Origin of the sequence: Sphingomonas olei (assembly GCF_045369765.1) — a bacterium.
GTDB classification, from domain to species: domain Bacteria; phylum Pseudomonadota; class Alphaproteobacteria; order Sphingomonadales; family Sphingomonadaceae; genus Sphingomonas; species Sphingomonas panaciterrae.
This window is the reverse complement of the sequence record NZ_JBIQEU010000005.1, coordinates 15,715-28,708: the sequence shown is the minus strand read 5'-3', so window position 1 is coordinate 28,708 and position 12,994 is coordinate 15,715. Positions and strand designations below refer to the sequence as shown.

Genomic DNA, 12,994 nt, shown 5'->3' with positions numbered 1-12,994 from the left:
TTTCCAGCCTGCCCCGTTAGATCGTCAGTCCGCACGTATTTTTCCGGAGATAATAGTCCTGGTCCGGACCTACTTTGCTGCGAGCACCAGCAGAGCAACGCTCCCGGCGGCGATTCGGTACCAGGCGAACGGCGCGAAACCATGCTTCGTCACCACAGCCATGAACGCTTTCACCACCACCAGCGCGACGACGAACGACACCAGCGCGCCGACGCCGATCAGCTGCAGGTCATTGGCGGTGATCGCATCACGATGCTTGTACATCTGAAGCACCGTGGCGCCGGTCAGCGTCGGCAACGCCAGGAAGAAGGAGAATTCCGCAGCCGTGCGGCGATCAATGCCGAACGCCATCGCACCCATGATCGTCGCGCCCGACCGGCTCACGCCCGGGATCATCGCCATGCACTGGACCAGGCCGATCTTCACCGATTGCGGCACCGAAACGCCCGAGATGCCCCCGACGTCGCGGGTTTTCGCCAGTCGCTCGACGATCAGGATCGCGACCCCGCCTATGATCAGCGCCCAGGCGACGACGACGGCATTTTCCAGCAGCGCCTCGATCTGGTCGTTGAAGGCGAGGCCCAGCGCAACCGCAGGGATGAACGCGATCAACAGGTTACGGACGAAGGCGATCGAGTGTTTCTCGCCCTTCATCAGGCCGGACAGCACCGCCATGAACGTGCGCCAGTACAGCACCACGATCGCCAGGATCGCGCCTGGCTGGATGGCGATGTTGAACACCGCCCAGCGCTGCGGATCATAGCCCAGCAACTCGGTGGCGAGGACGAGATGGCCGGTGGAGGATACCGGCAGGAATTCGGTCACGCCCTCGACAAAACCGAGGAGGATGGCGGTCAGCAGATCGGACATGGGTGCCTTTCAGGTCACGCGCCGCCCAGGTCCGGGCGCGCGCGAAAAAACGCGCGCGAAACGATGCTCAGGCGGCGGTGGGACGGGCAAAGCGGCCGTTGCGCTGGTAGCGCACCAGCCAGCCCGGCGCGACGCTCGCCAGCGGCGTTGCGGTGATGCCCAGCGCGGTCAGCCCCTCGGCACCCGGCGTCACCACCGTGTCCTTCTGCAGCAGCTTCCACTGGTCGGGCGAGACCGGAATGAACGGCACCGCCGCGAGCACCCCGCCCAGCGCGTCAGGCACCCGAACGAACGACGGACGGCGGCCGATGGCGCGCGCAATCCACTGGTTCAGTTCCATCATGGTGAACACGTCCGGTCCGCCAAGCTCGAAGGTGCGCCCACCATAAGTCGCCGGATCGGAGAGCGCGGCGACCACCGCGTCACCCACGTCACCCGCGAACACCGGCTGGAAACGGGTGTCGGGCTTCAGCACCGGCACCACGGGCAGCCGCGCGATCATGCCGGCGAACATGTTGATGAACTTGTCCTCCCGCCCGAACACGGTGGACGGACGCAGGATCGTCGCGGCCGGGAACGCGTCGCGCACGGCCGCCTCGCCTTCGCCCTTGGTGCGGGCGTAATAGGAATCGCCATCGGCATTCGCCCCGATCGCCGAGACGTGCACCAGCGCCTGGACGCCCGCCTCGCGCGCCGCGCTGGCCAGCGCTTGCGGGCCATCGACATGGATGCGCAACAGGTCGCCGGTGAAGCTGCCGACCAGATTCACCACCGCGTCCGATCCCGCGACGGCGCGCGCCAACGTATCGGGGCGGGTGATATCCGCCGCCACGAACTGGGTCTGCCCCAGGCCGCCAAGCGGCTTCAGAAACCAGGCCTCGCGCGGATCACGCTGCGCGATGCGCACGCGGGCGCCAGCGGCAAGCAGGGTCTGCGCGACGTACCGGCCGAGAAAACCGCCACCGCCGATCAGCGTGACCAGTTTGTCCTTCATGTAACGCTCCGCCGAGGAAAAATTCGCTTTGCCCCTAGCCGTGCGATGTACCTGTTGACAAGGCTGCCACCTGGGCCCTAGAGGCGCCGGCCTACCCCGTGCCCAGATGGCGGAATTGGTAGACGCACCAGCTTCAGGTGCTGGCGATCGCAAGGTCGTGGAGGTTCGAGTCCTCTTCTGGGCACCATTCTCCCTAGGCTATTGAAAAGCCTAGGAAATAGCTGAGAAACAACGGTTTTTACAGGCGGCTGTTACATCTGTAACAGGGGCTGAAAGCCATGTGTACCTATCTCGCTAAGCGCGGTTCTACCTACTATTTTCGGCGGGCAATCCCTGTCGAGCTACGGCCTGCCTTTGGCGGTCGGGCTGAGTTCATGCTGTCGCTACGGTCCAAGGATCGGGCTGAGGCCAAGCTCCGCATCCCTTCTCACACTGTCGAAACTGACAAGCTGCTAGCAGATGCTGCCCGGTCCCTAGCTGGCAAGCCTGCCCCTAAGCCGAAAGCTCCCCTGTCCCCTGCTCAGATAGAGCGGGAGCGGACACGATGGGAACAGGAGCTAGAGCAAGCGGACCATGTAGCCGATGAGCTATTCGCCACGGACATGGAGGCTGAGGCTCTATCCCCGATCATGGATGCCCTGAGCGCGGGCAAGGAGCCTGAGGGATCGCTAGCCGACATAGCGAGGGCTGGCAGGCTGCTAGTGGAGCATGAGCGGGAGACAGCCGGGGCAGATCGGGAAGCCCTGCTAAACTCGCTTCATGCCCGGTTCGGCCAGAATGCCCGCGCATCGGAAGGCCAAAATCAGGCCGTTGAGTACAGCCCCGATGCCAGCCCCAATGAGGGCAAGGGCAAATACCTAGACACAGATATCCTCAACGGGTGGGCCGCTGAACGTAAGCCGTCGCCCCGTGGCAAGGATGCCTACTGGCGGGATGCCAAGCTGTTCAATTCCATGATGGGCCGTAAGTCCGTCGAGCTAATCACGAAGGCCGATGTGATGGCCTACAAGCGCAAGCTGATAGCGGACCCTGCCCGTTCTCAGGTCAATGTTCGGGATCGGCTGGCCTACCTGCGAACCCTGCTAGAGTGGGCGGCGCAAGAGGATATCGTCCCCGTCAACGTAGCCCGCGACGTTAAGATGGCTGTGACGGAACGGGGAGAAAAGCGGAAAGACTTCTCTACCGATGACCTCAACGCCCTGTTCGCTGGCCCGGTTCACGCCAAGGGCGAGCGGCCTAAGGGCGGATATGGTGAGGCTGTGTACTGGATGCCCCTGCTAGCCCTGTTCATGGGAGCGCGCCGGGAAGAGATTGGCCAGCTACGGGTGCAGGACGTGAAGCCCGTCGCCTACATAGACGATGACGATAAGCGGCAAGAGGTATGGTGTATCGACATTACAGATACGCCCGATGATGACGCCTTACCTAATCAGATCAAGAATGAGGCGAGCAATAGGCTTGTCCCGCTGCATCCCAAGCTAATCGAGCTGGGGTTCATCGACTATGTGCAAAAGCTGCCCGATCAGACAGGCCGCGTATTCCCCGGCTTAAAGGCCGTAGGCGTTGGTAAGAAACTAACTGACAAGGTAGGCCAGTGGTTCAGCCGCTATAAGAAGGATTGCGGGATAGAGGATAAGGCCAAGGTCTTTCACTCATTCCGCCATACATGGAAAACTCATGCCGTAGATGCCGGTATCCCTGAGCGGGTATGCCGACAATTCCAAGGGCATGAGGGTAAAGACGCTGCCGACAAGTACGGGGCTGCTCCATCTATGCGGGTAATGGTAGCTGCCATTGCATCTTATCGGGTGCCGGGGCTGGTCATTCCCACGCCTTGAACGAACCGGACATACAGATACCCGAAATTGCTCCGCTCAGCCCCGTCAGGAGTCGATTGGATGCGGTCGGGTATCTGTAGGCCGGGATGAGCTATCGCCTCTCAGCGACTCTCCTAGGCAGGATTTCAGGCATCCGGCCCAAGCGGTACGCCAGCCTCACGGCGGGCAGCTTCCCCAGTCGGGGTCACTCGGTATCCCGTGGCCGTCTGCATATAGCCCACGTCCCCTACCGGGGTGCCATGGGTGCGGCGGGCCGCGTCTCCGGTCTGAGCTACCCGGATGCCGGTCACGCTGCGGCTGGTCTGATAGGGATCATAGCCGGACATGCTCTGCCCCGCCTGTGGGCCGCTTGCCGGGGCCTGTGCGACGAGGCGGAAGCCGGTCGGGGTCTGCACCCACTGCGGTCCCGTCGCCGGTGCCTGAGCGGGCGCTGAGGGAGCCTGAGCGGTAGGGCTGGGAAGGCCATTGAAGCCGAACGAGCTATTGGCCGTCTGGCCGGGTGCAAGCGTGGTGGCGTCGGGAACATCGGGAGTATCGGCAAAGGCTTCTGCCGTGCTGCCTAGCGCATCATCGATAGTCCAATTGGCTGCATCGGCCTCGGTCACTTCGCCCTTGCTGATTGCCAGCGCCTTGGCATCCTCAAGGATCATAGGAGCAAGGCCATCAAGGCAACTGTCATCGCCGGTATTATTGTATTCGGTCAGCGCCCGATCATACAGCGCAACCGTAGCATCGTCGCTATGGTGGATCAGATCAACGGCAAGGTGCAGCGTATTTCCCATAGCAGGGACACGAGCAATGAAGCTATCGATAGCAGTCTTGTAAGCGACATTGGCGGGATAGCCCTTAGCCAACTCAGCCGTTGCAGCTTGCTGTACAGTACGGGGATTGTGGCCATGTACAGCGATCAGGGATAGTGCCGCCTTGACCTTAATGGCCTGACGGGGAGTTAGTGCGGTCATGTGGTATCCTTAGGAATTGAGAGGCGGAACGTCGCCAATGGTCAACACTGGCGGGATCGACCCTGAGCGGACGCAAGCTACCAGCCAGCGATAGGCATCCTTGAAGCGGGGCGTATTGAGGTAGGAACGGCCTGCGGCCTCCCAGAGCGCATAGACCTCAGCAGCCATACAGCGGGCTATGCCTTGGGCATCCTCTGGCAGGTCGTAGAGTGCAGGCGTTACGGCCCGGTCTGATAGCTGGGGCCATCCAGCTTCAAGCTCGATAGCTTGCCGGGTTAGCAGGACTGCGAGGCTAGCGGCCTCACCGGGGATGAAGGCGGCGGCTAGGGCGGGATCGGCCTTGCCACTCATTTGCCATGCAGTGACAGCGCCCCATTCTACATGGGCCTTGGTGCCATCGGCATAGGGGCCTGCCCTCAGTAGCAGGTCATCAAAGGTACGGGGTTCAACGTGCCAACGTGGCCGGGGATTGGCTGGGAATGAGCGGGGAGGCTTAGGTGCCTCTCCCGTTCCCCAGTCATGCAGATCGGACATTACGCCGCTAGGGCAGTCGTGAAGTATCCGCGCTGCTTGCCCTGCATATACAGAGTGAACGCCTCCCGTGGCTTACCCGGTGCCAGCGCCATGATGCAGGCAGGAATAGCGTGGGGTTTTTTCGTTACGAGATAGTCAAAGGCATCATCATCAAGGGCAGAGAAGCCGTTGCACTCATGCTCTTTAGGGATGCTGGCATTAGCCGTGATATCCCATGTATCCCGCTTATACTTGATGAGGAAGCCGGTAGTATTCAGGTTATCACCGGGCTTCACCTCTACGCGGATATCAGAGAAGCGGGAGAGTCGTAGATTGCGAGCCTCCACCTGTTCGTCAGCAAGAGCAGTAGCAAACCTATCCTTGGCATCCTTCAATGCCCTATCAAGCTCATTGGCCTTATCCATGGCAGGCTTGCCGAGGATATCAATATAGCTGTTGACCTTGAGCAATTCGGCGCTGAGCGTTTCAATCTCGACGGCAATAGCAGCAAGGGTGTCTTTGTTGTTCATGGGTGTATCCTGTTACAATAGGGGAAATCAAAGCTTGGGAGCGGATGCCCCTATCTTCATCTTCTCATCGCGATAGGTGTAGATGGTCCCGCTATCTGCATCAGCAGCGGCCATCAGCTTGGCAATCGACGGACGGCCAGCAGGCTTACGCTCGATATGCTTGGGCATAGGAATGCAGAGAACATCGAGAGCTAGGCGAAAGCCATTGATGATACGGCTATCGATACCATCAAGATGGGCAACAATCCGGGGATCACTCAGGCGGCTGGTATCAACAGACATAATCGTCATGGGATATCCTTCATATTGTTGGAGGTAATTTGGCAAAAGTTCAGACAGACAGCCCGCTTGCACGTAGGCAAACGAGAACAGATATCTTGAAGCTATGGAAAGGGTACGCCTGCTAGCTACCAACTAGGGCAATGCTATAGCTAGCAGGCTGGCAATTGCTCAGGGCCGATGGGCATTGGTTAGATGAGCAATGCGTATATGGAGGAAGATGGCAGTCATTCCTCTGATAGCCTCAGGCTGATGTATAGCGATCACCCGAACAGGAAACGAGTAATAACTATCTGAGGCTATCGGAAGAATGAGATTGTGCATCGGGAATGCGGATGCAGATTGTAGAGTAGGATATACATATACTAGTATGATCCTAGATTAGATATATAGAAGCTGTATCCAGCGTCCCCCCTACCCCCCAGAGCTTCCAATATGGAGCTTACCCGCAATGCAGGTATGAGGATAATCGACATCATAGGTAATGGCCGAATGCCATAGCTACAGTCATTGGGAAGCAAATACAGCCGCATGATCCTGAGTTAGATAATACGTCGCTTGTAGTGCCAGCGTCCGATACCGCATGTCATCCTATCAAGATGGCACACCCCTTCGCCCTACGGCTAACCCTCACGGGCTGTGGTATCTACAGTTACGTACTGTCAGACGTGCCCCCGGCCTAAACGGGAACTGGCGGTGATGAATGGTGTATTGCCTAACGGTAGTGAAATGGTCCGAGATTTACTCCCGTGCCTGAGCAAGCCTGCCCTGTGCAATACGGTAATGAAATGCTCCGGGCCTTCCTCCCGTATCTGAGCCGCGCCCGATACAGCCCCGTACAGAGTCGCCAAGGTATCCCGGCTAGGTCGATACCCTGAGCCTCCCATATCGACTCCTGTGGCCGTCTCTGGCCGATCTAGCGGGCCTCCAATCGAGCAAGCGCCTTATGCAGGCTGGCGGGATGCCACTTGCCCCCGGCTGGCGACGGGATCGCACGGCTATTCAGGGCCTCGACCATCTTACGAACGGACAGCCCCTCAGCCTTCAATGCCAGGAGGTCAGCAGCGATAGGCTCTAGCCGGTCCAATGCCTCAGCCTTGTTAGCAGCAGCCAGTACCTTGCCATGCTTGCCTAGCTCCGTTCCCCGATCCTTGGCAGCGGCTAGCGCGGCCTTGGTCCGTTGGCTGATTACCTCAGCTTCCTTCTCAGCCAGTGCAGCGAAAAGGTGTAGCTGGAAGCGATCAGCGTTCGGCATATCAGCGACAGCGAACTCTACGCCTGTCTCCATCAGCCCCGATATGAAATGGACATTGCGGGCAAGCCTATCGAGCTTGGCGATAATCAGGCCAGCCTTCTCCCGCTTGGCTGTAGCGAGAGCAGCGACAAGCTCAGGCCGCTTGGACAGGGCATTAGCTCCCTTGCCCGTCTCTACCTCGATATGCTCCCCGATCAGGTCAACGCCATTGGCCGCAACGTATCGGGCCACCGCCTCCCGCTGAGCCTCTAGCCCTAGGCCGCTCTTGCCCTGCTTATCCGTGCTAACGCGGAGGTAGGCGACAGCCTTGGTCATCTTGCGAAGGTTCATAACGGCTAGTCCTGTTCACGGGTCAACGAACGTATACCCATGAACAGTTAGGAGGGCAAGCCGTTCCCGGTCCTATCGTTATCGATCTAGCTGGGATGGAGCTTGGCTGTAGTGACACGCTACGCAGGGATGGAGAACCACGCGCGATAATGCAGGTCGGACAGGCGTGTCATATTCGTGGGACCGGGCAGGGCCGGGATACGGGGGATAGGACGCTGGCTCTAATCCGAGTGCCCCTCTCGCATATCTCCACCAAAAATAGGTCGTAGGCGGTTGCAGCCCTGTCGGTTAGTGTTCCGGCATAGATGAAGCCGGAGATGATGGCGTGACTGGTAAGCCTTGGGGATTTGAGTTCAACGGGGACAAACCTGCTGTATTCAGCCTACCTAGGCAGGGGCTAGACGGGCGTCCGCTAGGCAGACAGGTAAACTTGTCACCGCCTCTGGCCAAGGGTGAGCGGGGAGGTGTGCTAACCCCTCCCGTCAATGTTAAGTCCAGTAGCAAGGCTGCGTTGGAGGTTGAGACTCCTAGGCCTCTCAGCGAAGAGTTGTTGAAGCTAACGCTGTTGTTTGTCGATAGGATCGATGTACCTAAGAACAGAAACATTTCTTCTGGAAACGCGAACATAGATGCACTCAGCGATATGGGCATAGCCTCTAGGTCGACCATTTTCTTTGAGGGTGGCGTAGGGCTAGATAAGATGTTTACTCATCCATGGCTTGCCTACTTAGAACTAGAAAAGCGTGAGCCGGGACGCTGGTCTATCTGGCAAGAACCCAATCAGCAAATCGTACCAGAAGACGAGTTAACCCCTGACCTCGCCTTCCAGCTAGAGCTTACCAACGGTCTGATAGTTCCTCACGAACTAACCCCATACGAGGACGTTCTATCGTTTAAAGACAGGCATCGTGATGAGCTTATTTCTCTGAGGCATCATCTAGAGGATTTTGCAATCAGACTGTCGAAAGAAGGCGACCCTAGGGCCGTAAACCTTGAGAGAGAACGATTTGACGTTTCGCTAGCTGACTATCTGAAAAAGGCTCGCCGTTCCAACGTTCGGAAAGCGATTGCAAGCGTGACTACTGAGTTCGATTGGAAGGCAGGGGTTAGTAGCATAGCTGGTGGCGGTAGCGGTGGCCTTCTAGCTGCTGCTCAGAACTTATCTCTGACAGCCGCAGCGACAGCGATTGGCGGCGGCGTACTCGCTGCCCTGTCGCTCAAGAGCGTAGCGGGATTGAAGGACGGCCCTTCCCCGTTCCGATATATCGCACGGATCGAGAAGGAATATGGTGGGTGAACGGTTCGAGTCCCTGTCGCGGACTCGCATTGGAGTGCCCCCTTGCCATGCGCCTAGGCAGACTGTTACATCAGCCATTGCCAACAGTGACAGCGACCTAAATAAAAACCGTTGTTTCTCAATGGCTTAGAAGGGTGACGGTAAAATCCTCTTCTGGGCACCACTTTTCCGGTCAGGGATGGGCACTGCGCCCTCCCTGACGGAAAATCACGGCGAGCTTCGCTTTACTTCCTCCGATCGTCTATCCGGAATACCCACCGCACTAGCGCCAGCGGCGGGAACCGACGGTTTTTCTTGCACCTGGCATTGCGCTGGGTCGGCCGCATCACGTTGCATCGTCAGTCCCCGCCCGCTCCAGCAGCGCCGCGTCGATCACCCTGACATGGCCGTAGCCCCTGCCGATCGCCCCTGCCCGCTCCAGCGCCGCGAGATGCGCATTCACCGCTTTTCGAGAAAGGCCGCACAGCTCGGCCAGGTCCGATTGCGACAGCGGCGCCTCCCCGACCGCGGCAAACGGCAGCAGCCGCCGCGCGATCCGCGCGCGGGGCGGCAGCGCCAGCATCTGCGCCAGCGAATGAACGCTCGCGTCCAGCTGCGCGTAGACGAGCGTGCTGACCGACTGCCACAACAGCGGCTCCTCGGCACCGACGCGCGCCAGCGCGGCATCGCTCACCGTGAACACGCGGCTCGGCGGCCCGGCACTCGCGGTCACGATCCGTGGGCCGCCGCCATGCCGCTGTGACTGGCCAAAGGCGCCGCCGGCCTGCGCCACGCCGACCAGGATGGTGCGATCATCGACCATCGCCTCCAGCCGCAGCATGCCGCTGAGCACCATCACCAGCCCCGTCGCATCATCGCCCTCGCCATAGACCCATTGCCCCGCCCCAAGCGCCCGCAGGCGCCCAGCGGCGGCAAGGCTGTTCTGCAGCGCACCCGACTGGCGAGCAAACCAGCGACTGATCCGAAGCTCCTCCAGAAGCATGCGCCAAATGTAACCCGCGGGACATTTTCAGGCCAGCCGCGGCGGTACGGTCAGCAGCAACCAACAAGGAGAGGATCAATGGCGATACCCGAAATGCACCCTCTGGCGGCGCATGTCGGCGTAGAGGCGCACGGCGTCGACCTGAACACGATCGACGACGCGGGGTTCGACGCGCTGCGGCGGGCGGTGGCGGACCACGGCGTCCTGTTCGTCCGCGACCAGACCCTGACGCCCGAACAGCATATCGCTTTCGCCCGGCGCTGGGGGCCGATCGACGTCAACAAATACTTCCCGGCGAACGGCGGCTACCCGGAAATCGCCGAGGTGCGAAAGACGGAGAATCAGCAGACCAATATCGGCGGCGGCTGGCATACCGATCACAGTTATGACCAGGTGCCCGCCATGGGTTCGATCCTGCTGGCGCGCGAGACGCCGCCGACCGGCGGGGACACGCTGTTCGCCAGCCTCGGTGCGGCCTTCGACAGCCTGTCCGACGGCCTGAAAACGACGCTGCGCGGCCTGCGCGCGGTCCATTCGGCCGATCACATCTACAGCGCCGACGGCATCTACGCGAAGACCGATCAGGCCGCCGATCTGAAGGGCCATGACGAGCGTACCCGCGCCGTCCACCCGGTGATCATCCGGCACCCGCAGACCGGGCGCGAGATCCTGTACGTCAATCCCGCCTTCACGCTCCATTTCGAAGGCTGGACGCGGGAGGAGAGCATGCCGCTGCTGACCTACCTCTATCAGGTGGCGATGCAGGATCGGTTCCACTGCCGCGTCAGCTGGGCACCGGGGTCGCTCGCCATCTGGGACAACCGCTCAACCTGGCATCTCGCCATGAACGATTATTACGGGCACCGGCGGCTGATGCACCGCATCACGATCTCGGGCGAGCCGCTGCACTGATCGCGCGAAGCGGCGCCCGCCCGCGGCTGGATCAGATGGTCATGCCCTGCAGCAGCCGCGGCAGCGCGCCGCTCTCGCCGCGCGCCTCCGCCATGAAGCGGTCCTTCAGCGGCGGGATGGCGTTGACGGCGGAAATGCCGAAGCGGCGCACCGCGCTCGCCGTTCGCCCCGGAATGCCGAACAGGCGGGTCAGCACGTCAGTCGCGCCCGCGACCATCATCGTGTCGAGGCTGCGCCAGCGCCGATAGCGGTCAAGCAATTGCGCATCGCCCGCCTCCAGCCCGAGGCGTCGTCCCTCGACCAGCACTTCGGCCAGCGCCGCGACATCGCGGAAGCCCAGGTTCAGCCCCTGGCCGGCGATCGGGTGAATACCGTGTGCGGCGTCGCCGACCAGCGCCAGCCGCTCGGCGGTGATCGTGGCGGCATGGTGAAAGCCCAGCGGATAGCTCGCGCGCGGGCTCGCCTTGTAGAGGGTGCCGAGGAACCCGCCCATCCGCTTCTCCGCCTCCGCGAGGAAGGCGCGGTCGGACAGTTTCAGCATCGCCGGGCCCTGCGCCTGCTTCACCGACCAGACGATGGCGCAGCGATGCCCGTCATCGTCGTCGACCAGCGGCAGCAGCGCGAAGGGGCCGGTGGGATAGAAGATCTCGAACGCGATGCTTTCATGCGGCCGCTCATGGTGGAACGCACCGATGATCGCGGCATGATCGTAGCGCCAATTGGCGGTGGTGATGCCGGCGGCGGCGCGGGTGGGCGAGTTGCGCCCCTCGGCAGCGACCAGCAGCGACGCGGTGACCATGCTGCCGTCGCTCAGCGTCGCGCGCACGCCACTGGCAGAGCGATCGACCTCGACCGCACGGGTCAGCGGGCGGAAGTCGACATTGCTCTCGCTCATGCTGTCGGCCAGCGCGCGGCGCAGCGCGCGATTCTCGTACATCGTGCCCAGCGCGCCATCATCGGCATCGGGAATGAAATCGAGCGCACCCGGCTCCAGCCCGTCGCTGACGCGGATCTGCCGGATCGCGCACCCCTGCCCGCGTAGCCGGTCGGCGACGCCGATCGCTTCCAGCATGCGGTGGCTGGCACTGGCGATCGCGGAGGCACGTCCGTCGAACCCGGCCGACAGCGTGACCGCCGGGTCCGCCGGATCGACGACGATGGTGGAGATGCCGTGGCGATCCAGTGCCAGCGCCAGCGTCGCGCCGACCAGGCCGCCACCCAGGATCAGGACGTCCGCGTGTTGCATGTGAGTCATCCGATACGCTCTTTTCCGCCGCCAGCCTGTCGCCGCCGCTTATGACAAGTCACCCAGGGCTCTAGCGGTTGCATCGCCCCGGCGAAAGCACAGGCCCGGCGAAAGCACAGGCCCAGCGAAAGCACAGGCCCAGTGAAAGCATAGGCCCAGCGAAAGCAGAGCCAGGGCCCACGCGGCGCTCAGCGCAAGCCGATGATCGCGATCTGCCGGCCGTAATCCGGCTCGCTCCGGTGCGTCGCGCGGCGATAGCTGAAGAAGCGGTCCTCATCGGCATAGGTATCCAGCCCCAGCGCCTCGATCCGCTGCACCCCTGCGCTCGCCAGCCGATGCGTGACATAGGCCTCCAGGTCGAACTTGGCGTGGCCGGCGCGGGCATCGACGAAGAACCGCTCATTGGCGGGATCCTCCTCCTCGAAGCGGCGGCGGAACGCCTCGTCCACCTCATAGCTGGCGCGCGCGATGCACGGGCCGATCGCGGCGGCGATCCGATCGCGCCGCGCGCCAAGCGCTTCCATCGCGGCAATCGTCGTATCGGTGACCCCGCCGATCGCCCCCTTCCACCCGGCGTGGGCCGCACCGACGACGCCCGCCTCCCGGTCGGCCAGCAGCACGGGCGCGCAATCGGCGGTCAGGATGCCGAGCGCGAGGCCCGGCCGGTCAGTGACCATCGCATCGGCACGCGGGCGTTCGGCCACGTCCTGCGTGATCGTCACGCAATCGGCCGAATGAACCTGGAAACAGGTGACGAGCGGCGCGCGCCCCAACACCGCCGCCACCGCGCGTCGGCGGTTTTCATCGACCGCGGCGCGATCATCGTCGGAGCCAAGCCCGACGTTGAGCCCGCCATGCAGCCCCTGCGACACCCCGCCACGCCGACCGAGGAAACCATGCGCCACATCGCGCAGACTGCGCGCCCGGATCACTTCCACACCGTTCCCGTCGCCGCTCAAACCTACGCCGCTATCCATATCAACTCC

12 protein-coding genes and 1 tRNA gene are annotated in these 12,994 nt (G+C 61.7%); 4 read left to right on the top strand and 9 right to left on the bottom strand.

Features of this window, described 5'->3' with window-relative positions; genetic code table 11:
• Window positions 1-69 precede the first annotated feature (69 nt).
• Together ACH0BU_RS07875 and ACH0BU_RS07870 are read right to left on the bottom strand one after the other, a co-directional pair.
• Window positions 70-870 (bottom strand): undecaprenyl-diphosphate phosphatase, encoded by an 801-nt coding sequence (locus ACH0BU_RS07875; RefSeq protein WP_500263912.1) that lies wholly within the window; start codon window positions 868-870, stop codon window positions 70-72.
• A 67-nt stretch (window positions 871-937) separates the two neighbouring features.
• Window positions 938-1,864 (bottom strand): complex I NDUFA9 subunit family protein, encoded by a 927-nt coding sequence (locus ACH0BU_RS07870; RefSeq protein ID WP_498343151.1) that lies wholly within the window; start codon window positions 1,862-1,864, stop codon window positions 938-940.
• Between the two features lie 100 nt (window positions 1,865-1,964).
• On the opposite strand from ACH0BU_RS07870, the gene ACH0BU_RS07865 reads away from it, so the two are divergent.
• Window positions 1,965-2,051, top strand: a tRNA-Leu gene (locus ACH0BU_RS07865).
• Between the two features lie 91 nt (window positions 2,052-2,142).
• Window positions 2,143-3,702, top strand: a complete 1,560-nt coding sequence (locus tag ACH0BU_RS07860; RefSeq protein ID WP_500263911.1) for a DUF6538 domain-containing protein — start codon at window positions 2,143-2,145, stop codon at window positions 3,700-3,702.
• 125 nt (window positions 3,703-3,827) lie between these two features.
• On the opposite strand, the gene ACH0BU_RS07855 is transcribed toward ACH0BU_RS07860, so the two are convergent.
• From ACH0BU_RS07855 to ACH0BU_RS07840, 4 genes are all read right to left on the bottom strand, one after another.
• Entirely contained in the window at window positions 3,828-4,664 is an 837-nt protein-coding gene (locus ACH0BU_RS07855) for a hypothetical protein (protein WP_500263910.1), read from the bottom strand.
• 533 nt (window positions 4,665-5,197) lie between these two features.
• Window positions 5,198-5,707, bottom strand: coding sequence for a hypothetical protein (locus ACH0BU_RS07850; RefSeq protein ID WP_500263909.1), 510 nt, complete (start codon window positions 5,705-5,707; stop codon window positions 5,198-5,200).
• Between the two features lie 27 nt (window positions 5,708-5,734).
• Window positions 5,735-5,998: a hypothetical protein gene (locus tag ACH0BU_RS07845; protein WP_500263908.1), complete on the bottom strand. Its 264-nt coding sequence runs from the start codon at window positions 5,996-5,998 to the stop codon at window positions 5,735-5,737.
• A gap of 904 nt (window positions 5,999-6,902) precedes the next feature.
• On the bottom strand, window positions 6,903-7,571 hold the full coding sequence (locus ACH0BU_RS07840) for a recombinase family protein (protein WP_500263907.1): 669 nt from the start codon (window positions 7,569-7,571) through the stop codon (window positions 6,903-6,905).
• A 325-nt stretch (window positions 7,572-7,896) separates the two neighbouring features.
• Between ACH0BU_RS07840 and ACH0BU_RS07835 the strand changes: the two genes are divergently transcribed.
• On the top strand, window positions 7,897-8,868 hold the full coding sequence (locus ACH0BU_RS07835) for a DUF6236 family protein (protein ID WP_500263906.1): 972 nt from the start codon (window positions 7,897-7,899) through the stop codon (window positions 8,866-8,868).
• Window positions 8,869-9,193: 325 nt separating this feature from the next.
• Here the strand turns inward: ACH0BU_RS07835 and ACH0BU_RS07830 are convergent, their stop codons facing one another.
• Window positions 9,194-9,850 carry a Crp/Fnr family transcriptional regulator gene (locus ACH0BU_RS07830; protein WP_500263905.1) on the bottom strand — a complete coding sequence of 219 codons (657 nt, stop codon included), beginning with the start codon at window positions 9,848-9,850 and terminating at the stop codon, window positions 9,194-9,196.
• Window positions 9,851-9,928: 78 nt separating this feature from the next.
• Between ACH0BU_RS07830 and ACH0BU_RS07825 the strand changes: the two genes are divergently transcribed.
• Complete coding sequence (locus ACH0BU_RS07825) at window positions 9,929-10,762, top strand: TauD/TfdA dioxygenase family protein (RefSeq protein ID WP_334656655.1); 834 nt, start codon at window positions 9,929-9,931, stop codon at window positions 10,760-10,762.
• A 31-nt stretch (window positions 10,763-10,793) separates the two neighbouring features.
• Here the strand turns inward: ACH0BU_RS07825 and ACH0BU_RS07820 are convergent, their stop codons facing one another.
• Together ACH0BU_RS07820 and pgeF are read right to left on the bottom strand one after the other, a co-directional pair.
• Window positions 10,794-12,008, bottom strand: a complete 1,215-nt coding sequence (locus ACH0BU_RS07820) for a UbiH/UbiF/VisC/COQ6 family ubiquinone biosynthesis hydroxylase (protein ID WP_125945447.1) — start codon at window positions 12,006-12,008, stop codon at window positions 10,794-10,796.
• 188 nt (window positions 12,009-12,196) lie between these two features.
• On the bottom strand, window positions 12,197-12,985 hold the full coding sequence (gene pgeF, locus ACH0BU_RS07815; RefSeq protein ID WP_500263904.1) for a peptidoglycan editing factor PgeF: 789 nt from the start codon (window positions 12,983-12,985) through the stop codon (window positions 12,197-12,199).
• Window positions 12,986-12,994: the final 9 nt, after the last annotated feature.